The sequence below is a fragment of the Shigella sonnei genome, from assembly GCF_002950395.1.
GTDB lineage: Bacteria > Pseudomonadota > Gammaproteobacteria > Enterobacterales > Enterobacteriaceae > ECMA0423.
This window is the reverse complement of the sequence record NZ_CP026802.1, coordinates 835,008-856,113: the sequence shown is the minus strand read 5'-3', so window position 1 is coordinate 856,113 and position 21,106 is coordinate 835,008. Positions and strand designations below refer to the sequence as shown.

The window sequence follows — 21,106 nt, the reverse complement described above, 5'->3', positions numbered from 1 at the left end:
TCTGCTTGCATCATACAGGATGCGTAAGATCAATAAAAGAGAGCGCCCCCTTTTGGAGTAATTGCCGAAAGCCGTTAGATTCTGGCAATTAAGACAACTTGAACATAGACGATAGCGGACGGTAACGCTAGCATTAAGGGTTATAACTGCAACGTATCTCAAGGACTTGTCATCACTATGCCCCTGCCCGATTTTCGTCTTATCCGCCTGCTACCGCTGGCTGCTCTTGTGCTCACTGCCTGTTCCGTTACCACGCCCAAAGGTCCTGGCAAAAGCCCGGATTCGCCACAATGGCGTCAGCATCAGCAAGACGTGCGCAATCTTAATCAGTATCAGACTCGCGGCGCGTTCGCTTATATTTCTGACCAACAAAAAGTGTACGCCCGCTTTTTCTGGCAGCAAACCGGCCAGGATCGCTACCGTCTGCTGCTCACTAACCCATTGGGCAGCACGGAACTGGAGCTGAATGCTCAACCGGGTAACGTGCAGTTAGTCGACAATAAAGGTCAGCGTTATACCGCCGATGACGCCGAAGAGATGATTGGCAAATTGACCGGAATGCCAATTCCGCTCAACAGCTTGCGCCAATGGATTTTAGGTTTACCGGGTGATGCAACCGACTACAAACTGGACGACCAGTACCGCCTGAGCGAAATTACCTACAGCCAGAATGGCAAAAACTGGAAGGTTGTTTATGGTGGTTATGACACCAAAACGCAACCTGCGATGCCAGCCAATATGGAACTCACCGACGGTGGTCAACGCATCAAGTTAAAAATGGATAACTGGATAGTGAAATAATGCGGACACAGTGGCCCTCTCCGGCAAAACTTAATCTGTTTTTATACATTACCGGTCAGCGTGCGGATGGTTACCACACGCTGCAAACGCTGTTTCAGTTTCTTGATTACGGCGACACCATCAGCATTGAGCTTCGTGACGATGGGGATATTCGTCTGTTAACGCCCGTTGAAGGCGTGGAACATGAAGATAACCTGATCGTTCGCGCAGCGCGGTTGTTGATGAAAACTGCGGCAGACAGCGGGCGTCTTCCGACGGGAAGCGGTGCGAATATCAGCATTGACAAGCGTTTGCCGATGGGCGGCGGTCTCGGCGGTGGTTCATCCAATGCCGCGACGGTCCTGGTGGCATTAAATCATCTCTGGCAATGCGGGCTAAGCATGGATGAGCTGGCGGAAATGGGGCTGACGCTGGGCGCAGATGTTCCTGTCTTTGTTCGGGGGCATGCCGCGTTTGCCGAAGGCGTTGGTGAAATACTAACGCCGGTGGATCCGCCAGAGAAGTGGTATCTGGTGGCGCACCCTGGTGTAAGTATTCCGACACCAGTGATTTTTAAAGATCCTGAACTCCCGCGCAATACGCCAAAAAGGTCAATAGAAACGTTGCTAAAATGTGAATTCAGCAATGATTGCGAGGTTATCGCAAGAAAACGTTTTCGCGAGGTTGATGCGGTGCTTTCCTGGCTGTTAGAATACGCCCCGTCGCGCCTGACTGGGACAGGGGCCTGTGTCTTTGCTGAATTTGATACAGAGTCTGAAGCCCGCCAGGTGCTAGAGCAAGCCCCGGAATGGCTCAATGGCTTTGTGGCGAAAGGTGTTAATCTTTCCCCATTGCACAGAGCCATGCTTTAAGCCGGGCAAGCTGAGTTTCGGTGACAACGTCACCTTGTTCCAGACGTTGCATCGCGCTCTTTAATACACCGCCTGGAAAGGATCATGCCTGGCCCGCACAGTTTTCGGCAGATTCTTTCCACCAATGGACGCATGCCTGAGGTTCTTCTCGTGCCTGATATGAAGCTTTTTGCTGGTAACGCCACCCCGGAACTAGCACAACGTATTGCCAACCGCCTGTACACTTCACTCGGCGACGCCGCTGTAGGTCGCTTTAGCGACGGCGAAGTCAGTGTACAAATCAACGAAAATGTACGCGGTGGTGATATTTTCATCATCCAGTCCACTTGTGCCCCTACTAACGACAACCTGATGGAATTAGTCGTTATGGTTGATGCCCTGCGTCGTGCTTCCGCAGGTCGTATCACCGCTGTTATCCCCTACTTTGGCTATGCGCGCCAGGACCGTCGCGTCCGTTCCGCTCGTGTACCAATCACTGCGAAAGTGGTTGCAGACTTCCTCTCCAGCGTCGGTGTTGACCGTGTGCTGACAGTGGATCTGCACGCTGAACAGATTCAGGGTTTCTTCGACGTTCCGGTTGATAACGTATTTGGTAGCCCGATCCTGCTGGAAGACATGCTGCAGCTGAATCTGGATAACCCAATTGTGGTTTCTCCGGACATCGGCGGCGTTGTGCGTGCCCGCGCTATCGCTAAGCTGCTGAACGATACCGATATGGCAATCATCGACAAACGTCGTCCGCGTGCGAACGTTTCCCAGGTGATGCATATCATCGGTGACGTTGCAGGTCGTGACTGCGTACTGGTCGATGATATGATCGACACTGGCGGTACGCTGTGTAAAGCTGCTGAAGCTCTGAAAGAACGTGGTGCTAAACGTGTATTTGCGTACGCGACTCACCCGATCTTCTCTGGCAACGCGGCGAACAACCTGCGTAACTCTGTAATTGATGAAGTCGTTGTCTGCGATACCATTCCGCTGAGCGATGAAATCAAATCACTGCCGAACGTGCGTACTCTGACCCTGTCAGGTATGCTGGCCGAAGCGATTCGTCGTATCAGCAACGAAGAATCGATCTCTGCCATGTTCGAACACTAATCGAACCCGCTCAAAGACCCGCTGCGGCGGGTTTTTTTGTCTGTAATATCCATTTGTATGACCTATGCCTCCTTCACCTGCCATTTAGTTGACAGATGATGCGCTCACGGATGAAACATTATTGTGAACAAAATATTTTCCTCACATGTGATGCCTTTCCGCGCTCTGATCGACGCTTGCTGGAAAGAAAAATATACTGCCGCACGGTTTACCCGTGACCTGATTGCCGGGATAACCGTCGGGATTATTGCTATCCCGCTGGCGATGGCGTTGGCTATTGGTAGTGGTGTGGCACCCCAGTACGGTTTATATACCGCAGCTGTTGCGGGGATTGTCATTGCTCTGACGGGTGGGTCACGCTTTAGCGTTTCCGGTCCGACTGCGGCATTTGTGGTAATTCTCTATCCCGTGTCGCAACAGTTTGGACTGGCAGGACTGCTGGTTGCGACCTTGCTGTCGGGGATCTTTTTGATTCTGATGGGTCTGGCACGCTTTGGTCGCCTGATTGAGTATATTCCGGTTTCCGTCACCTTAGGTTTCACCTCGGGTATCGGGATCACCATCGGTACCATGCAGATTAAAGATTTTCTCGGTCTGCAAATGGCCCATGTCCCGGAACATTATCTACAAAAAGTCGGCGCATTATTTATGGCGCTGCCGACCATTAATGTGGGTGATGCTGCCATTGGCATTGTGACGCTAGGTATTCTTGTTTTTTGGCCGCGTCTGGGCATTCGTTTACCCGGTCACCTTCCGGCCTTGCTGGCTGGTTGCGCGGTGATGGGGATTGTTAACCTGCTCGGCGGACATGTTGCTACCATCGGTTCGCAATTCCACTACGTCCTGGCCGATGGTTCTCAGGGTAACGGTATTCCGCAACTGCTGCCGCAACTGGTGCTGCCGTGGGATCTGCCTAATTCAGAATTCACGCTAACCTGGGATTCTATTCGCACACTGCTGCCTGCGGCATTCTCAATGGCAATGCTCGGCGCAATCGAATCTCTGCTCTGCGCCGTGGTACTGGATGGTATGACCGGGACGAAACACAAGACGAACAGCGAACTGGTTGGACAGGGACTGGGGAATATTATCGCTCCGTTCTTTGGTGGTATTACCGCTACAGCTGCCATCGCGCGTTCTGCCGCTAACGTCCGTGCCGGGGCAACTTCCCCTATCTCGGCGGTGATCCACTCTATTCTGGTTATTCTTGCCCTGCTGGTACTGGCACCGCTGCTCTCCTGGCTGCCGCTTTCCGCTATGGCAGCCCTGCTGTTGATGGTGGCGTGGAACATGAGTGAAGCGCATAAAGTGGTCGACTTGCTGCGTCATGCACCGAAAGATGACATCATTGTCATGCTGCTGTGCATGTCGCTGACCGTGCTGTTTGATATGGTTATTGCCATCAGCGTGGGGATCGTGCTGGCATCGCTGCTGTTTATGCGTCGTATCGCACGTATGACTCGCCTGGCACCGGTAGTCGTAGATGTTCCAGACGATGTTCTGGTACTGCGCGTTATTGGCCCGCTGTTTTTTGCTGCTGCTGAAGGCTTGTTCACGGACCTGGAGTCACGTCTTGAAGGCAAACGGATTGTGATTCTGAAGTGGGATGCCGTTCCGGTACTTGATGCTGGTGGTCTTGATGCGTTCCAGCGTTTTGTGAAGCGTCTGCCCGAAGGATGTGAACTGCGCGTGTGCAACGTGGAATTCCAGCCACTGCGCACTATGGCTCGCGCAGGCATTCAACCGATCCCGGGACGCCTCGCGTTCTTCCCGAATCGTCGCGCGGCGATGGCGGATTTATAAGTACGAGATTGACCAGTCAGCGCAAACTGACTGGTCAGCAAACTGCATTATTTGTTAGCTATGACGGCGATTATCGCTACGGCGGCAACGTTTGTCATAGTGACGAACCCACCAGTAACGGTCGCACACCTGTTCATGCCCGCCAACACGGGCACCCGCCAGCCAGAGAATGGCACCGACGAAAATACTTAGCACTGCACCATGTGCGAAATACTGGGGCATATTAAACTGTGGTAACTGGTTGAGGATTGAATACCCCACGCCGACCACCATTACCACCAGCCCCAACCCCATGAGCACGTTACCGAGTAACGAAGCGTTTTTGCGTTTCATATGTCACCTCCGGAACTTTCTGGGTTGTAACAGGGAATACCCCTCTTCCTTATGTGTAAAGTATAGACAACACCCTGTGGGTTATGTGCGGGCGTGATCACAATTACAACCCTTATTTCAACAAAACTTTACAAATAAACGCCTGAACACCTTGACTTTCTAATAGTCCACTCAGGCAATTATTACGTTATCTGCATTTGATACGCAGTTTTTTGTCAAGCGGGGCCGCAACCAGTAAACTACGCGCCAGTTATGTACACACTCAGGACAAAAAACGTGACGATTAAATTGATTGTCGGCCTGGCGAACCCCGGTGCTGAATACGCCGCAACGCGACATAATGCTGGTGCCTGGTTCGTTGACTTACTGGCAGAGCGTTTGCGCGCTCCGCTGCGCGAAGAGGCTAAATTCTTTGGTTATACTTCGCGAGTCACTCTTGGAGGCGAAGATGTCCGCCTGTTAGTCCCGACTACATTTATGAATCTCAGCGGCAAAGCCGTTGCGGCGATGGCCAGTTTTTTCCGCATTAATCCGGACGAAATTCTGGTGGCCCACGACGAACTGGATCTGCCTCCTGGCGTCGCCAAATTTAAATTGGGCGGTGGCCATGGTGGTCACAATGGACTGAAAGACATCATCAGTAAATTGGGTAATAACCCTAACTTTCACCGTTTACGCATCGGAATCGGTCATCCTGGCGATAAAAATAAAGTTGTCGGTTTTGTGTTAGGCAAACCGCCTGTTAGTGAACAGAAGTTAATTGATGAAGCCATCGACGAAGCGGCGCGTTGTACTGAAATGTGGTTTACAGATGGCTTGACCAAAGCAACGAACCGATTGCACGCCTTTAAAGCGCAATAAGTCGTTGTCTGCGGCATTTTTGCCGAGTGCCGTGTATAATAGGCAAAGTTATTTCCATTTCTGCAATCTGTTAGCAATAACAGATTGATTATTAAGATATTAAGGTGATTTAAATCATGGGATTCAAATGCGGTATCGTCGGTTTGCCCAACGTCGGGAAATCTACCCTGTTCAACGCGCTGACCAAAGCCGGTATTGAAGCGGCCAACTTTCCATTCTGCACCATTGAGCCGAACACAGGCGTCGTACCAATGCCTGACCCTCGCCTGGATCAACTGGCTGAAATCGTAAAACCGCAACGTACGCTTCCCACGACCATGGAATTTGTCGATATCGCCGGTCTGGTAAAAGGCGCATCGAAAGGCGAAGGTCTGGGTAACCAGTTCCTGACCAACATCCGTGAAACCGAAGCGATCGGTCACGTTGTTCGCTGCTTTGAAAATGACAACATCATTCACGTTTCCGGCAAAGTTAACCCGGCTGACGATATTGAAGTTATCAACACCGAACTGGCGCTGGCAGACCTCGACACCTGCGAACGTGCGATTCATCGCGTACAGAAGAAAGCCAAAGGTGGCGATAAAGACGCGAAAGCTGAGCTGGCGGTCCTAGAAAAATGCCTGCCCCAGCTGGAAAACGCAGGTATGCTGCGCGCGCTGGATTTAAGCGCTGAAGAGAAAGCGGCTATTCGTTACCTGAGCTTCCTGACGCTGAAACCAACAATGTACATCGCCAACGTCAACGAAGACGGTTTTGAAAACAACCCATATCTTGACCAGGTGCGTGAAATCGCGGCGAAAGAAGGTTCTGTTGTGGTTCCGGTTTGTGCTGCTGTTGAAGCAGACATTGCCGAACTGGACGACGAAGAACGTGACGAGTTTATGCAGGAGCTTGGGCTGGAAGAACCGGGCCTGAACCGTGTGATCCGTGTCGGTTATAAGCTGCTGAACCTGCAAACTTACTTCACCGCTGGGGTGAAAGAAGTGCGTGCATGGACCATTCCGGTTGGAGCAACCGCGCCGCAGGCAGCGGGCAAAATCCATACTGATTTTGAAAAAGGCTTTATCCGTGCACAAACCATCTCGTTTGAAGATTTCATCACTTACAAAGGTGAACAAGGCGCGAAAGAAGCAGGCAAAATGCGTGCAGAAGGTAAAGATTACATCGTTAAAGATGGCGATGTGATGAACTTCCTTTTCAACGTCTAATTAATTTATTGTCTCATGAGGTTTCGCTAAATCTCATGAAGAGCGCAAAAGTATATAAAATCCACGCAATTGCGTGGATTTTTCATTTCACCGAGTCCTAATCATTCTTGTAACATCCTACACTTTTGTGCTTATTGCCTACAGTGAACCACGAGAATAATTAAAGACATCAGTGTCAGATGACGGATATCTCATTAGTAGTGATATAACGTAAGTTTTTGTTCAACTACACATCACCCCCTTCACAGCTGATCAATATTGATCACGCTCCAATATGCTGGCGAGAAAAGGACTTACCTGAAGGGTAATATCCCGCAGATAAAGTCCCCGAATAACGTGATTACGTGCGATCCTGGCAAGATGAAAATGATAACCAGTAGCACAATAACAACGATAGGCCAGAAAACCCATTGACCAAAAATGAATATCGATGTTTTTTGCTTTTTCTTATTAGTAATGCAAAAATGGCGCATATTGTTTTTGTTATGCAGATACATCAAGCGAAATTCCCATAACTAATTAGGATTATTACAAAAAATCTTCACCAAATTTTTTAACCGCTGTTTGTTGTAATATTTTTGCCATATTTATAGTAACGAATTGGAATAAGTAACGACAACTTAGGGAATAACTCGATATAAACTCACCTTTGTAAGGGGGATGTTAAATATATATTAATTCCTGTGTTCCTGATTTTGCCCGGTAATAGAGAATTATTCTCTGAGAAGCTCATCATGATTGCACCATACAAATATCATGATGATAAGAGGATATTATTCATTGATTTAAACAAAATGACAAAATCCATAGACCCATAGTCTGGGTACTATATAGGAGTGGTATGGGCATCAAACAACACAATGGGAATACCAAAGCAGATCGTCTCGCTGAATTAAAAATCGGTGATGCTGCCAACTTACTGATTTAGTGTATGATGGTGTTTTTGAGGTGCTCCAGTGGCTTCTGTTTCTATCAGCTGTCCCTCCTGTTCAGCTACTGACGGGGTGGTGCGTAACGGCAAAAGCACTGCCGGACATCAGCGCTATCTCTGCTCTCACTGCCGTAAAACATGGCAACTGCAGTTCACTTACACCGCTTCTCAACCCGGTACGCACCAGAAAATCATTGATATGGCCATGAATGGCGTTGGATGCCGGGCAACTGCACGCATTATGGGCGTTGGCCTCAACACGATTTTACGTCACTTAAAAAACTCAGGCCGCAGTCGGTAACCTCGCGCATACAGCCGGGCAGTGACGTCATCGTCTGCGCGGAAATGGACGAACAGTGGGGCTATGTCGGGGCTAAATCGCGCCAGCGCTGGCTGTTTTACGCGTATGACAGTCTCCGGAAGACGGTTGTTGCGCACGTATTCGGTGAACGCACTATGGCGACGCTGGGGCGTCTTATGAGCCTGCTGTCACCCTTTGACGTGGTGATATGGATGACGGATGGCTGGCCGCTGTATGAATCCCGCCTGAAGGGAAAGCTGCACGTAATCAGCAAGCGATATACGCAGCGAATTGAGCGGCATAACCTGAATCTGAGGCAGCACCTGGCACGGCTGGGACGGAAGTCGCTGTCGTTCTCAAAATCGGTGGAGCTGCATGACAAAGTCATCGGGCATTATCTGAACATAAAACACTATCAATAAGTTGGAGTCATTACCCGAAGTGCTATATTGATTTTTTTCACCCGTAAAGCAGGTGTCGAATATACGTTCTGATGTGAAAAGCGGATAGCGGCATCTGTATCGCTATCCGCCTTATGAAAATCTTATTCTCTTCGCAGCAGGCGGAATACGCCCAGAACGAGAATAGCTCCCTGAGGTGTACTGGCAATAGCGGACACTACCATTTGTTCTTTTTTTAAGCAGCCATCTGATGATATTTTTCCCTGAAGGCTGCCGGGGAGATATTCCCCAGACGAGAGTGACGACGCTGACGATTGTAGAAAATCTCAATGTATTCCCGTATTACTGAGATGGCTTCATCCCGGTTATTAAAACGATAGTGGCTCAGGCTCTCATTTTTCAGCGTTCCCCAGAAGCTTTCCATCGGAGCGTTGTCGTAACAGTTACCTTTACGCGACATTGATGTTTTCAGACCAGACTGCTCCTGTATGACCCGGTAATCGTATGCGCAGTACTGTGAACCTCGATCAGAGTGGTGGATTAGCCCGGCAGGTGGGCGCTGGCTCCTGAGCGCCATAAACAGGGCTTTACCTGTCAGCTCTTTTGTCATGCGCTCTCCCATGGCGTAGCCGACAATTTCGCACGTATAAACATCTTTGATGCCAGCGAGGTACAACCATCCCTCCTGTGTGGCAACATACGTCAGGTCCGCCACCCAGACCTGATTTGGTGCTGTAGGAGCGAACGTCTGGTTCAGCAGATTTGGCGCAACTGGCAGATTGTGGTTCGAGTTCGTAGTCGCTCTGAACTTGCGTTTCTGCTTACAGCGTAGCCTTAGCTCCTTACGAAGACGTGCCAGTCGGTCACGACCAACGATGATGCCATTCTCTGCCAGCTCCGTCTGGAGCCGCCGGGTTCCATATGTTTCGCGAGTGCGGATATGTGCCACCTTAATCTCCAGTTTTAGCCGCTCATCACTTTGTTTTCTGTCTGAGGGTTCATGCTGTACCCAGTTGTAATAACCGCTCCTGGATACACCAAATACCTGACACATCGCTTCAATGGGAAATTGTTGTCGCCATTGTTCGATTAACGCGTATTTTTCAGCGACTCCTGTGCAAAATACGCTGTTGCTTTTTTTAATATATCTCGCTCAAGGCGAGCTTCATTTAACGCCTTACGCAGTTGCAGAATTTCAGATTCCAGTTCAGCCACCGTGCGGGAACCAGGAGTACCGAGCCCTTTTCTGGCGGCGGTAACCCATTGTCCTAAAGTGCCTTCAGGAAGAGATAATCGGGAAGCGCCTTCACTGATCGAAAGTTGATTTTCAAGAACCGTTCTGACAGCTTCGGCTTTGAACTCTTTAGAGTAACGTTGGGTTTTTCTGCTCATTATTAGCTCCTTCTGATGCCATTCTATTTCAGGAAGGAGTGTCCGTTAAACTCAGGCTACCTCAAAATATAAAGAAGTAGACCCAGGTGCTGAAGCACAAGATAAAAATAATGGTGCACTTCTCGGAGACAGCGTTGTACGTACAATTCAAAGCGGCATCCGCGCACAATTTGCAAACGGTGCCAGCGACAGTGCCTTCAAAACATTAAACGAGATCGGGATTAAGCAGGACGGCACGACGGGTAAGCTGAAAATTGATGATGATAAACTCAAAAAAGTCCTGAATGAAAATACAGCATCCGTACGTGAATTGCTGGTAGGCGATGGTAAAGAAACAGGAATTACCACCAAAATTGCCACCGAGGTAAAAGGTTACCTTGCCGATGATGGCATTATTGATAGCGCACAGGACAGTATTAACGCCACACTGAAAAAACTGACCAAACAGTATCTATCCGTCAGTGCCAGCATTGATGACACCGTGGCGCGTTACACTGCACAGTTTACGCAATTAGATACCATGATGAGCAAACTGAATAACACCAGTACCTATCTCAGCCAACAATTTACTGCAATGAGTAATTCCTGATCACGGAGGTCAGCATGTATACCGCGAGCGGCTCAAAAGCCTATGCACAAATTGGCGTCGAAAGCGCCGTAATGAGCGCCAGCCAGCAACAGCTGGTCACCATGCTATTTGATGGAGTGCTGAGCGCACTGGTTAGAGCGCGCCTGTTTATGCAGGACAACAATCAGCAAGGCAAAGGCGTCTCTTTGTCAAAAGCGATCAACATCATTGAGAACGGGCTGCGGGTGAGTCTTGATGAAGAGAGCAAAGACGAACTAACCCAAAACTTGATTGCTCTTTATAGCTATATGGTCAGGCGCTTGCTGCAAGCCAATTTACGCAACGATGTCTCCGCAGTCGAAGAAGTGGAAGCATTAATGCGCAATATTGCCGATGCCTGGAAAGAGTCTTTACTCTCCCCTTCTTTGATTCAGGACCCAGTCTGATGAACCATGCACCGCATTTGTATTTCGCCTGGCAACAACTCGTCGATAAAAGCCAGCTCATGTTACGCCTGGCAACGGAAGAACAATGGGACGAACTCATCGCCAGCGAAATGGCGTATGTGAATGCGGTGCAGGAGATTGCACATCTGACTGAAGAGGTTGCCCCGTCCACCACGATGCAGGAGCAGCTCCGCCCGATGCTGCGCCTGATTCTCGACAACGAAAGCAAGGTAAAGCAGTTATTACAGATTCGTATGGATGAACTGGCGAAACTGGTCGGTCAGTCATCGGTGCAAAAATCAGTGTTAAGTGCCTATGGAGATCAGGGCGGCTTTGTGCTGGCTCCGCAGGATAACCTCTTTTGAATCTTAACGAGCCGATGGCTCGCGAATAATCCGATTACGGCTACGCTTCTAATGTTCCCCTTGAATGGAGTCGAAGAATGCGTAATCCCACGCTGTTACAATGTTTTCACTGGTATTACCCGGAAGGCGGTAAGCTCTGGCCTGAACTGGCCGAGCGCGCCGACGGTTTTAATGATATTGGTATCAATATGGTCTGGTTGCCGCCCGCCTATAAAGGCGCATCGGGCGGGTATTCGGTCGGCTACGACTCCTATGATTTATTTGATTTAGGTGAGTTTGATCAGAAAGGCAGCATCCCTACTAAATATGGCGATAAAGCACAACTGCTGGCCGCCATTGACGCTCTGAAACGTAATGACATTGCGGTGCTACTGGACGTGGTAGTCAACCACAAAATGGGGGCGGATGAAAAAGAAGCTATTCGCGTGCAGCGTGTAAATGCTGATGACCGTACGCAAATTGATGAAGAAATCATTGAGTGCGAAGGCTGGACGCGTTACACCTTCCCCGCCCGTGCCGGGCAATACTCGCAGTTTATCTGGGACTTCAAATGTTTTAGCGGTATCGACCATATCGAAAATCCTGATGAAGATGGCATATTTAAAATTGTTAACGACTACACCGGCGAAGGCTGGAACGATCAGGTTGATGATGAACTCGGTAATTTCGATTATCTGATGGGTGAGAATATCGATTTCCGCAATCATGCCGTGACGGAAGAGATTAAATACTGGGCGCGCTGGGTGATGGAACAAACACAATGCGACGGTTTTCGTCTTGATGCGGTTAAACATATTCCGGCGTGGTTTTATAAAGAGTGGATCGAACACGTACAGGAAGTTGCGCCAAAGCCGCTGTTTATTGTGGCAGAGTACTGGTCGCATGAAGTCGATAAACTGCAAACGTATATTGATCAGGTGGAAGGCAAAACCATGCTGTTCGATGCGCCGCTGCAGATGAAATTCCATGAAGCATCGCGCATGGGACGCGACTACGACATGACGCAGATTTTCACGGGTACATTAGTGGAAGCCGATCCTTTCCACGCCGTAACCCTCGTAGCCAATCACGACACCCAACCGTTGCAAGCCCTCGAAGCGCCGGTCGAACCGTGGTTTAAACCGCTGGCGTATGCTCTAATTTTGTTGCGGGAAAATGGCGTTCCTTCGGTGTTCTATCCGGACCTCTACGGTGCGCATTACGAAGATGTCGGTGGTGACGGGCAAACCTATCCGATAGATATGCCAATAATCGAACAGCTTGATGAGTTAATTCTCGCCCGTCAGCGTTTCGCCCACGGTGTACAGACGTTATTTTTCGACCATCCGAACTGCATTGCCTTTAGCCGCAGTGGCACTGACGAATATCCCGGCTGCGTGGTGGTCATGTCGAACGGGGATGATGGCGAAAAAACCATTCATCTGGGAGAGAATTACGGCAATAAAACCTGGCGTGATTTTCTGGGGAATCGGCAAGAGAGCGTAGTGACCGACGAAAACGGCGAAGCGACCTTCTTTTGCAACGGCGGCAGCGTCAGCGTGTGGGTTATCGAAGAGGTGATTTAAATTCATCCCCGGCGGCAAGCCGGGGAGATTTCATTACGGCAGTGGCGTCGGTAACGGCGCTTTATCCAGCGCGGCGGCACACTCTGCCGTCGGGCGATCCACACGCTCCATCGTCATACCATCGTACTCAATGGTGTTACCGTCACGCTCAACCTCGTACAGCTCACGTTTTACGGTAACGTTAGTGAGATCATCAGACATCAATGTCAACTTGCCCGGCACGGCAATCACCCGCTGCCACTGACGGCAATCCAGGGTATCGCCCTCTTTAGTGACAATCAGGCTGCCTATCGCTTCCGGACTGACCAGCGCACGTTGCGGCCCTTTGGTCTGCCAGTAGCCCGCCAGCCAGTCCGGCGCGGGGGTTTTCACGACATTGTTATAGTTTTCGACTTCGGCACAGCCCGCCAGCAACATGAGCGCACCTGCAATTGCGAGTTTTTTCATCATTCGTCCTGCATGAGAAGAAAAGAGGATTGTGGCATTAAAGCCCTGATGTCGCCAGCCTTTCCAGGTTCAGAGAGAAATTTGATCTAACTATTATTTTTGTGAATTATTACCCCGAAAATAAATTTGCATGATGTATGATTCGCGATTCTTGTTTCAAACCTTCTGAGTTCAGAGGCTACATTCATGTCATGGCAGCAATTCAAACACGCCTGGTTGATTAAATTCTGGGCACCCATCCCTGCGGTCATCGCGGCGGGTATTCTCTCCACTTACTATTTTGGCATTACTGGCACCTTTTGGGCTGTCACGGGTGAATTTACCCGTTGGGGCGGTCAGCTCCTGCAGCTGTTTGGCGTCCATGCTGAAGAGTGGGGTTATTTTAAAATTATCCATCTGGAAGGATCGCCATTAACCCGCATCGACGGGATGATGATCCTCGGCATGTTTGGCGGCTGCTTTGCCGCAGCGCTGTGGGCCAACAATGTCAAACTGCGCATGCCGCGCAGCCGTATCCGCATTATGCAGGCCATTATTGGCGGCATTATCGCCGGTTTTGGCGCGCGTCTGGCAATGGGCTGTAACCTGGCGGCGTTCTTTACCGGCATTCCTCAGTTCTCGCTGCATGCCTGGTTCTTTGCCATCGCCACTGCCATTGGTTCATGGTTTGGCGCGCGCTTTACCCTGCTGCCCATCTTCCGTATTCCCGTGAAAATGCAGAAAGTTTCTGCCGCCTCACCGCTGACGCAAAAACCGGATCAGGCGCGGCGTCGTTTTCGTCTCGGGATGCTGGTCTTTTTCGGCATGCTGGGCTGGGCGCTGCTCACGGCGATGAACCAACCCAAACTGGGGCTGGCAATGCTGTTTGGCGTCGGCTTTGGTTTACTGATTGAACGTGCGCAAATCTGCTTTACTTCGGCGTTCCGCGATATGTGGATCACCGGACGTACCCATATGGCGAAAGCAATCATTATCGGTATGGCGGTGAGTGCCATCGGGATCTTCAGTTACGTACAGTTAGGCGTTGAACCCAAAATCATGTGGGCGGGACCAAACGCGGTAATTGGTGGTTTACTGTTTGGTTTTGGCATCGTGCTGGCAGGCGGCTGCGAAACCGGCTGGATGTACCGCGCGGTAGAAGGCCAGGTGCACTACTGGTGGGTCGGTCTGGGCAATGTGATCGGCTCGACGATTCTGGCGTATTACTGGGATGATTTCGCTCCGGCGCTGGCCACCGACTGGGACAAAATCAACCTGCTGAAAACCTTTGGCCCGATGGGTGGCCTGCTGGTGACATATTTGCTGTTGTTTACTGCGCTGATGTTGATTATCGGCTGGGAAAAACGCTTCTTCCGCCGTGCGGCACCGCAGACTGCTAAGGAGATCGCATGAAAAATATCGTTCCTGATTACCGCCTTGATATGGTGGGTGAACCCTGCCCTTATCCGGCAGTCGCAACCCTTGAGGCGATGCCGCAGTTAAAAAAAGGGGAAATCCTGGAAGTGGTGAGCGACTGTCCACAGTCGATCAATAATATTCCACTGGATGCGCGTAATCACGGCTATACGGTGCTGGATATTCAGCAAGACGGGCCGACCATTCGTTATTTAATTCAGAAGTAATCCCTCATTCCCGCTGTGGCCCACAGCGGGAACATTGTTGCCTCTGACACATAGATTTTACCCGCCCCCTCTCCTATTCTTTTCAGTATGATCTCAGGAGGTTTCTATGTGTGGACGCTTTGCCCAATCCCAAACGCGTGAAGATTACCTTGCGCTTCTCGCGGAAGATATTGAACGCGATATTCCCTACGATCCCGAACCCATTGGCAGATACAACGTCGCGCCGGGAACCAAAGTTCTTCTGCTCAGTGAACGTGATGAACACCTTCATCTGGATCCGGTTTTCTGGGGATATGCTCCCGGATGGTGGGATAAACCGCCGCTGATTAACGCCCGCGTAGAAACTGCCGCAACCAGTCGCATGTTTAAACCGCTCTGGCAACATGGTCGGGCAATCTGTTTTGCCGATGGCTGGTTTGAGTGGAAAAAAGAAGGCGACAAAAAACAGCCTTTTTTTATCTATCGTGCTGATGGACAACCTATTTTTATGGCCGCGATAGGTAGCACACCATTTGAGCGTGGTGACGAAGCCGAAGGATTTTTAATTGTCACTGCTGCAGCAGACCAGGGTCTGGTAGACATTCATGACCGCCGCCCGCTGGTTCTGTCGCCAGAAGCTGCACAGGAATGGATGCGGCAAGAGATTGGCGGTAAAGAAGCATCAGAAATTGCTACCAACGGCTGTGTGCCAGCAAACCAGTTCACCTGGCACCCGGTATCGCGCGCGGTAGGTAATGTCAAAAACCAGGGCGCGGAGTTAATTCAACCTGTTTGTTGACATCCTCCACGCCCTGAAGGACGAGGATCCCTGCTACGTTCAGGCTGTCGCCTGAATCATTTCGGTGGGTTCCTGCTTCAACGGGCGGCCTGACTGCACCATCTCTCCACAGGCAAGAACGGCGTGCCCCGCCGCTAAAATGTTACGAGCGCCATTTACATCGGCGTTCACTGTATATCCACATACCTGGCATCTGAATTTACTTTGTGACAGGCGGTTTTCTTTCGCTGTATGACCACAGCACGCGCAACGCTGGCTTGTGTACGCTGGCGGAACAGCAAGCACCTGACCGCCACGCCAGAGCTGCTTGTACTCAAGCTGGCGGCGCATTTCATACCAGCCCTGATCCAGTATCGAACGGTTTAAACCTGATTTTGCCCGGACATTGCGCCCCGGCTGGCTGACCGTACCCGCTGCTGACTTTGACATGTTGCTGACCTTCAAATCCTCAATGACTATCATTGCGTGGTTTTTGCTGACGGTCGTTGTGACTTTGTGAAGGTAGTCCCTGCGGATATTTGCGATACAGGAATGCAGTCGCTGTATTTTGCGTTTCTGCTTCTGCCAGTTGTTGCTGAATTTGACCTTGCGGCTTAACTGTCGCTGAAGTCTCGCCAGCTTCTTCTGGTTTTTCTGAAAACTGTTTACAGGCTCAAAGACTGTGCCATCTGACAGCGTGGCGAGTTTAGCCACGCCAGCATCCAGCCCGACCATTGATGCTGAAGGGTGAACCGGAGTTGATACTTCACTTTCTGTCTGAATACTGATGTACCACTTACCGCAGGACTGGCTGACAGTGACATTTTTCACAACACCCGTGACCTGACGGCTGTTCCGGTAGCGCATCCAGCCCAGTTTCGGCAGAAAAATACGGCTGTTTTCCTGATCGAGCTTAACGCCCTGCGGGTAGCGGAATACATCATTCTGTCCCCGCTTTTTGAATCGGGGAAAAGCAGCCCGATTCTGGAAGAAGTTTTTGTAAGCCCGCTCAAGGTCTTTCAGTGACTGTTGCAATGGCTGTGACGGGGCATCTTTAAGCCATTGCGTTTCAGTGGCATTTTTCCACTCAACCAGCCAGGAAGCCATTTTCCCGTAAGGGATGTATTTATTACCGACCTCATGATTCTCATTCTGACGTGCCAGAGCACGATTGAAAACGAAACGACATGCGCCTGCGAAGCGCCTCATTTCACGCTCCTGTTGACCACCGGGTCTTAACTGGAATTTAAATGCTTGTAGTCGTTTCACAGGCCAAATGATACTTTGGTCTGTGAAAAAAGAAACCGATATCCGGCGTGGAAGGCATTGTGTTTTCCTGATGCATGTTCACCTGGTCTTTGTCACCAAATACCGACGTCAGATTTTTGACTATGACGCGACAGAAAAACTACGCACTTACTTTTCAAATGTATGTGCTGATTTTGAAGCTGAACTGGTTGAAATGGATGGCGAACCAGATCACGTCCATTTGTTAATTAACTATCCTCCCAAACTGGCGATATCCAGTCTGGTAAACAGCCTCAAAGGCGTATCGGGTAGGTGACTGCGACGAGATCGACCAGATATTGCAGTCAGGTATTACTACAAAGGCGTTTTGTGGAGTGTTGGCTATTTTGCCAGTAGCTGCGGAGGTGCGCCAATATCCGTCATCCGCCAATACATTGAACAACAGCAAACACCTGGTTAGGTGGAAAACCACGCCTTATATCCCTGCCCTGAAGGACGGGGTTTTACGGCGCACCGGATAAGCCTGGAGATTATCTACACCAGCATGGACATCATTGTACTATGCCCCGTACATGCCCCATCACATCCTCAACATCAAAGTATTAGAGCCTTGCAAACCATTATGCGTCTCAGTTTGTCTCATCTATCTTACGCAAAAAAAATAGAACTAATATCAAGCGGCGCTATATTGCGTATTAAATAAAACCACCTCAATTACATTAATAAATCTAAACAAACATCATGCAAATAATTTCCATGGTTATTTCTAGGCTATTTAAATTAAATAAATAAATTATGAGTCAATCATAAATAACAACCTTTAATATAATTTAACTACCAAATTTATATTCGTTCACAAAATAGGTAATGACTCCAACTTATTGATAGTGTTTTATGTTCAGATAATGCCCGATGACTTTGTCATGCAGCTCCACCGATTTTGAGAACGACAGCGACTTCCGTCCCAGCCGTGCCAGGTGCTGCCTCAGATTCAGGTTATGCCGCTCAATTCGCTGCGTATATCGCTTGCTGATTACGTGCAGCTTTCCCTTCAGGCGGGATTCATACAGCGGCCAGCCATCCGTCATCCATATCACCACGTCAAAGGGTGACAGCAGGCTCATAAGACGCCCCAGCGTCGCCATAGTGCGTTCACCGAATACGTGCGCAACAACCGTCTTCCGGAGACTGTCATACGCGTAAAACAGCCAGCGCTGGCGCGATTTAGCCCCGACATAGCCCCACTGTTCGTCCATTTCCGCGCAGACGATGACGTCACTGCCCGGCTGTATGCGCGAGGTTACCGACTGCGGCCTGAGTTTTTTAAGTGACGTAAAATCGTGTTGAGGCCAACGCCCATAATGCGTGCAGTTGCCCGGCATCCAACGCCATTCATGGCCATATCAATGATTTTCTGGTGCGTACCGGGTTGAGAAGCGGTGTAAGTGAACTGCAGTTGCCATGTTTTACGGCAGTGAGAGCAGAGATAGCGCTGATGTCCGGCAGTGCTTTTGCCGTTACGCACCACCCCGTCAGTAGCTGAACAGGAGGGACAGCTGATAGAAACAGAAGCCACTGGAGCACCTCAAAAACACCATCATACACTAAATCAGTAAGTTGGCAGCATCACCCACAAAATAGTCATGCATTGTGTGCAATAGAAACAGTTCAGATAAAGATAGGGATTAGACTGGCCCCCTGAATCTCCAGACAACCAGTATCACTTATTTAAGTGATAGTCTTAATACTAGTTTTTAGACTAGTCATTGGAGAGCAGATGATTGATGTCTTAGGACCGGAGAAACGCAAACGGCGTACCACACAGGAAAAGATCGCAATTGTTCAGCAGAGCTTTGAACCGGGGATGACGGTCTCCCTCGTTGCCCGGCAACATGGTGTAGCAGCCAGCCAGTTATTTCTCTGGCGTAAGCAATACCAGGAAGGAAGTCTTACTGCTGTCGCCGCCGGAGAACAGGTTGTTCCTGCCTCTGAACTTGCTGCCGCCATGAAGCAGATTAAAGAACTCCAGCGCCTGCTCGGCAAGAAAACGATGGAAAATGAACTCCTCAAAGAAGCCGTTGAATATGGACGGGCAAAAAAGTGGATAGCGCACGCGCCCTTATTGCCCGGGGATGGGGAGTAAGCTTAGTCAGCCGTTGTCTCCGGGGGTCGCGTGCGCAGTTGCACGTCATTCTCAGACGAACCGATGACTGGATGGATGGCCGCCACAGTCATCACACTGATGATACGGATGTGCTTCTCCGTATACACCATGTTATCGGAGAGCTGCCCACGTATGGTTATCGTCGGGTATGGGCGCTGCTTCGCAGACAGGCAGAACTTGATGGTATGCCTGCGATCAATGCCAAACGTGTTTACCGGATCATGCGCCAGAATGCGCTGTTGCTTGAGCGAAAACCTGCTGTACCGCCATCGAAACGGGCACATACAGGCAGAGTGGCTGTGAAAGAAAGTAATCAGCGATGGTGCTCTGACGGGTTCGAGTTCCGCTGTGATAACGGAGAAAAACTGCGAGTCACGTTCGCGCTGGACTGCTGTGACCGTGAGGCACTGCACTGGGCGGTCACTACGGGCGGCTTCAACAGTGAAACAGTACAGGACGTCATGCTGGGAGCGGTGGAACGCCGCTTCGGCAACGAGCTTCCGGCGTCTCCAGTAGAGTGGCTGACGGATAATGGTTCATGCTACCGGGCTAATGAAACACGGCAGTTTGCCCGGATGTTGGGGCTTGAACCGAAGAGCACGGCGGTGCGGAGTCCGGAGAGTAACGGCATAGCAGAGAGCTTCGTGAAAACGATAAAGCGTGACTACATCAGTGTCATGCCCAAACCAGACGGGTTAACGGCAGCAAAGAACCTTGCAGAGGCGTTCGAGCATTATAACGAATGGCATCCGCATAGTGCACTGGGTTATCGCTCGCCACGGGAATATCTACGGCAGCAAGCCAGTAATGGGTTAAGTGATAACAGGTGTCTGGAAATATAGGGGCAAATCCAGGGATCTACTTCACAATTTAAATGAGAAACTAAAACTTACATCTTGAAATAATCTCATTGATTGGATGAATATTTGTAGTGCAGTGACATCATTTTTAAATAATAGTTCAAATAAAAGGGCTCACGATGAAAAAATTAACAGTGGCAATTTCTGCTGTAGCTGCATCTTAACGTATAAACTAGATTTAATAATAACGAACTAGATTTAATAACAACGATATCCGTACCTATCCGGATATCTAATGTCATAAGCATCCCTTTAATTATCCCCTCAACCTCTTGTAACTTTCCCACTCTTGAACTCCACATAGTCCAAACGCCGGATGCAAAAAAATCACACGTGCATTTCTGAAATTGTGATGGAGGAAGATAGTATCAATTATATGTGCTTATAAACGTCCCCGATTAGCGCAGAAGTCACCGGATTGTTCAGGCTCCAATAGGTTGAGTATGCCGTATTTATTTTCCAAAATAAAAATCGATGCTGTTGCTCCTTCATAAAATACTTTTACTCTCTGGACGCTTTTCTTAGCTCTCTTGGTGTTATCTTAAAACGATTATGGAACCTTTCAGTAAAACGAGAAGGACACTTGTAACCATTTTCCCTGGCAATCTCGCTGATGGGTTTTACTGTCGTTTGTATAGCAGACAACGCATTATTTAACCTCACGTCGTCCAATATACTTTGAAAACTTACTCCCTCGCTTGCCAGACGGCGATGCAATGTGGAAACAGAAATGTAGAGATATCTCGCTACCTTGTTTGCTGTCCATTTTGTTCCAGGTTCGGATAGCATTAGGTTATAACAACGACTTATTAATGATTGTTTACTATCTGATAAAAGTAAACAATTAACATGATGTGCTCCTAATGAAAGTAGAACGCCCATTGCTAAGTGTTCCTGAATTTGCGTTGAGAAGCCTCGGGAAATAGATGTTTTTAGTTGCTCCCAACAATATATTAACTCGGAATTCTGAGGTAAGCAGAAACCTGTCGTGTTACGAATTTGATCGGTTATCGCATAAAGATTTTGGAACTTTTCAATTAGATCAATGGGATAATAAAGCATTTCTGCAAGATAAAGACGGTAA

At 49.4% G+C, this 21,106-nt stretch carries 19 protein-coding genes and 4 pseudogenes; 17 read left to right on the top strand and 6 right to left on the bottom strand.

Annotated features, from left to right (window positions below):
• Positions 1 to 177: 177 nt before the first annotated feature.
• From lolB to dauA, 4 genes are all read left to right on the top strand, one after another.
• Positions 178 to 801, top strand: a complete 624-nt coding sequence (gene lolB, locus C1P89_RS04450; protein ID WP_001130692.1) for a lipoprotein insertase outer membrane protein LolB — start codon at positions 178 to 180, stop codon at positions 799 to 801.
• Positions 801 to 1,652, top strand: a complete 852-nt coding sequence (gene ispE, locus C1P89_RS04445; RefSeq protein ID WP_001260333.1) for a 4-(cytidine 5'-diphospho)-2-C-methyl-D-erythritol kinase — start codon at positions 801 to 803, stop codon at positions 1,650 to 1,652. Before lolB ends, ispE begins: the two co-directional genes overlap by 1 nt.
• A 150-nt stretch (positions 1,653 to 1,802) precedes the next feature.
• Positions 1,803 to 2,750 (top strand): ribose-phosphate diphosphokinase, encoded by a 948-nt coding sequence (prs, locus tag C1P89_RS04440; RefSeq protein ID WP_001298109.1) that lies wholly within the window; start codon positions 1,803 to 1,805, stop codon positions 2,748 to 2,750.
• A 123-nt stretch (positions 2,751 to 2,873) separates the two neighbouring features.
• On the top strand, positions 2,874 to 4,553 hold the full coding sequence (gene dauA, locus C1P89_RS04435) for a C4-dicarboxylic acid transporter DauA (RefSeq protein ID WP_001033357.1): 1,680 nt from the start codon (positions 2,874 to 2,876) through the stop codon (positions 4,551 to 4,553).
• Between the two features lie 54 nt (positions 4,554 to 4,607).
• On the opposite strand, the gene ychH is transcribed toward dauA, so the two are convergent.
• Positions 4,608 to 4,886: a stress-induced protein YchH gene (gene ychH / locus C1P89_RS04430; protein WP_000823885.1), complete on the bottom strand. Its 279-nt coding sequence runs from the start codon at positions 4,884 to 4,886 to the stop codon at positions 4,608 to 4,610.
• Positions 4,887 to 5,162: 276 nt separating this feature from the next.
• Here ychH and pth point away from each other — a divergent pair, with 276 nt between their 5' ends.
• The 4 genes and pseudogenes from pth to C1P89_RS04415 all read left to right on the top strand — a co-directional run bounded on the left by pth (position 5,163) and on the right by C1P89_RS04415 (position 8,609).
• On the top strand, positions 5,163 to 5,747 hold the full coding sequence (gene pth, locus C1P89_RS04425; protein ID WP_000152933.1) for an aminoacyl-tRNA hydrolase: 585 nt from the start codon (positions 5,163 to 5,165) through the stop codon (positions 5,745 to 5,747).
• 116 nt (positions 5,748 to 5,863) lie between these two features.
• A complete protein-coding gene (gene ychF / locus C1P89_RS04420; RefSeq protein WP_000505867.1) occupies positions 5,864 to 6,955 on the top strand; it encodes a redox-regulated ATPase YchF in 1,092 nt (363 codons plus the stop codon).
• An 841-nt stretch (positions 6,956 to 7,796) separates the two neighbouring features.
• Positions 7,797 to 7,880, top strand: a pseudogene (locus C1P89_RS26395) (hypothetical protein); the annotation flags it as partial.
• A 31-nt stretch (positions 7,881 to 7,911) separates the two neighbouring features.
• A protein-coding gene (locus C1P89_RS04415; protein ID WP_094096600.1) for an IS1-like element IS1A family transposase occupies positions 7,912 to 8,609 on the top strand; the annotation gives its coding sequence in 2 pieces (ribosomal slippage) (positions 7,912 to 8,161 and positions 8,161 to 8,609; 699 coding nt in all).
• 214 nt (positions 8,610 to 8,823) lie between these two features.
• Here the strand turns inward: C1P89_RS04415 and C1P89_RS04410 are convergent.
• Positions 8,824 to 9,980 (bottom strand): IS3-like element IS600 family transposase gene (locus C1P89_RS04410; protein WP_087879964.1). Its coding sequence is split into 2 segments (ribosomal slippage): positions 8,824 to 9,731 and positions 9,731 to 9,980, totalling 1,158 coding nucleotides; the frame shifts between segments, so codons are not numbered across the junction.
• 61 nt (positions 9,981 to 10,041) lie between these two features.
• Between C1P89_RS04410 and fliD the strand changes: the two are divergent.
• The 4 genes and pseudogenes from fliD to amyA form a co-directional block, all read left to right on the top strand.
• Positions 10,042 to 10,569: pseudogene (fliD, locus tag C1P89_RS04405) on the top strand (flagellar filament capping protein FliD); the annotation flags it as partial.
• A 14-nt stretch (positions 10,570 to 10,583) separates the two neighbouring features.
• Positions 10,584 to 10,994, top strand: coding sequence for a flagellar export chaperone FliS (gene fliS, locus C1P89_RS04400; protein ID WP_000287768.1), 411 nt, complete (start codon positions 10,584 to 10,586; stop codon positions 10,992 to 10,994).
• On the top strand, positions 10,994 to 11,359 hold the full coding sequence (gene fliT / locus C1P89_RS04395) for a flagella biosynthesis regulatory protein FliT (RefSeq protein ID WP_001015013.1): 366 nt from the start codon (positions 10,994 to 10,996) through the stop codon (positions 11,357 to 11,359). The genes fliS and fliT overlap by 1 nt, the downstream gene beginning before the upstream one ends.
• Before the next feature lie 77 nt (positions 11,360 to 11,436).
• Positions 11,437 to 12,924 (top strand): alpha-amylase, encoded by a 1,488-nt coding sequence (gene amyA / locus C1P89_RS04390; RefSeq protein ID WP_001245699.1) that lies wholly within the window; start codon positions 11,437 to 11,439, stop codon positions 12,922 to 12,924.
• A gap of 33 nt (positions 12,925 to 12,957) precedes the next feature.
• Here amyA and yedD read toward each other — a convergent pair whose 3' ends face one another.
• Positions 12,958 to 13,371: a lipoprotein YedD gene (gene yedD, locus C1P89_RS04385; protein ID WP_001295642.1), complete on the bottom strand. Its 414-nt coding sequence runs from the start codon at positions 13,369 to 13,371 to the stop codon at positions 12,958 to 12,960.
• A 186-nt stretch (positions 13,372 to 13,557) separates the two neighbouring features.
• On the opposite strand from yedD, the gene yedE reads away from it, so the two are divergent.
• The 3 genes from yedE (at position 13,558) to C1P89_RS04370 (ending at position 15,771) form a co-directional block, all read left to right on the top strand.
• Positions 13,558 to 14,763: a selenium metabolism membrane protein YedE/FdhT gene (yedE, locus tag C1P89_RS04380; RefSeq protein WP_000118901.1), complete on the top strand. Its 1,206-nt coding sequence runs from the start codon at positions 13,558 to 13,560 to the stop codon at positions 14,761 to 14,763.
• On the top strand, positions 14,760 to 14,993 hold the full coding sequence (gene yedF / locus C1P89_RS04375; RefSeq protein WP_000790504.1) for a sulfurtransferase-like selenium metabolism protein YedF: 234 nt from the start codon (positions 14,760 to 14,762) through the stop codon (positions 14,991 to 14,993). The genes yedE and yedF overlap by 4 nt, the downstream gene beginning before the upstream one ends.
• Positions 14,994 to 15,099: 106 nt before the next feature.
• The gene (locus C1P89_RS04370; protein ID WP_000334581.1) at positions 15,100 to 15,771 is read left to right on the top strand and encodes an SOS response-associated peptidase; all 672 of its coding nucleotides are present in this window, start codon (positions 15,100 to 15,102) and stop codon (positions 15,769 to 15,771) included.
• 39 nt (positions 15,772 to 15,810) lie between these two features.
• Here the strand turns inward: C1P89_RS04370 and C1P89_RS04365 are convergent, their stop codons facing one another.
• Positions 15,811 to 17,019, bottom strand: a complete 1,209-nt coding sequence (locus C1P89_RS04365; RefSeq protein ID WP_000826465.1) for an RNA-guided endonuclease InsQ/TnpB family protein — start codon at positions 17,017 to 17,019, stop codon at positions 15,811 to 15,813.
• 7 nt (positions 17,020 to 17,026) lie between these two features.
• Between C1P89_RS04365 and tnpA the strand changes: the two are divergent.
• Positions 17,027 to 17,458: pseudogene (gene tnpA / locus C1P89_RS04360) on the top strand (IS200/IS605 family transposase).
• A 418-nt stretch (positions 17,459 to 17,876) separates the two neighbouring features.
• Here the strand turns inward: tnpA and C1P89_RS04350 are convergent.
• Positions 17,877 to 18,574, bottom strand: a protein-coding gene (locus C1P89_RS04350; RefSeq protein ID WP_094096600.1) for an IS1-like element IS1A family transposase whose coding sequence is annotated in 2 segments (ribosomal slippage) — positions 17,877 to 18,325 and positions 18,325 to 18,574 — 699 coding nt in all. Because the reading frame shifts where the segments join, the coding sequence is not laid out codon by codon here.
• Between the two features lie 201 nt (positions 18,575 to 18,775).
• Between C1P89_RS04350 and C1P89_RS04345 the strand changes: the two genes are divergently transcribed.
• Positions 18,776 to 20,004, top strand: a protein-coding gene (locus C1P89_RS04345) for an IS3 family transposase (protein ID WP_112448374.1) whose coding sequence is annotated in 2 segments (ribosomal slippage) — positions 18,776 to 19,091 and positions 19,091 to 20,004 — 1,230 coding nt in all. Because the reading frame shifts where the segments join, the coding sequence is not laid out codon by codon here.
• Between the two features lie 519 nt (positions 20,005 to 20,523).
• Here the strand turns inward: C1P89_RS04345 and C1P89_RS04340 are convergent.
• Positions 20,524 to 21,099: pseudogene (locus C1P89_RS04340) on the bottom strand (helix-turn-helix transcriptional regulator); the annotation flags it as partial.
• Positions 21,100 to 21,106: the final 7 nt, after the last annotated feature.

Excerpts from the sequence above, each read along its gene's own strand:
- fliS (WP_000287768.1), top strand. The coding sequence starts at position 10,584 with ATGTATACCGCGAGCGGCTCAAAAGCCTATGCACAAATTGGCGTCGAA.
- ychF (WP_000505867.1), top strand. The coding sequence starts at position 5,864 with ATGGGATTCAAATGCGGTATCGTCGGTTTGCCCAACGTCGGGAAATCT.
- yedF (WP_000790504.1), top strand. The coding sequence starts at position 14,760 with ATGAAAAATATCGTTCCTGATTACCGCCTTGATATGGTGGGTGAACCC.
- yedE (WP_000118901.1), top strand. The coding sequence starts at position 13,558 with ATGTCATGGCAGCAATTCAAACACGCCTGGTTGATTAAATTCTGGGCA.
- C1P89_RS04370 (WP_000334581.1), top strand. The coding sequence starts at position 15,100 with ATGTGTGGACGCTTTGCCCAATCCCAAACGCGTGAAGATTACCTTGCG.
- fliT (WP_001015013.1), top strand. The coding sequence starts at position 10,994 with ATGAACCATGCACCGCATTTGTATTTCGCCTGGCAACAACTCGTCGAT.
- lolB (WP_001130692.1), top strand. The coding sequence starts at position 178 with ATGCCCCTGCCCGATTTTCGTCTTATCCGCCTGCTACCGCTGGCTGCT.
- yedD (WP_001295642.1), bottom strand. The coding sequence starts at position 13,371 with ATGAAAAAACTCGCAATTGCAGGTGCGCTCATGTTGCTGGCGGGCTGT.
- ychH (WP_000823885.1), bottom strand. The coding sequence starts at position 4,886 with ATGAAACGCAAAAACGCTTCGTTACTCGGTAACGTGCTCATGGGGTTG.
- amyA (WP_001245699.1), top strand. The coding sequence starts at position 11,437 with ATGCGTAATCCCACGCTGTTACAATGTTTTCACTGGTATTACCCGGAA.
- ispE (WP_001260333.1), top strand. The coding sequence starts at position 801 with ATGCGGACACAGTGGCCCTCTCCGGCAAAACTTAATCTGTTTTTATAC.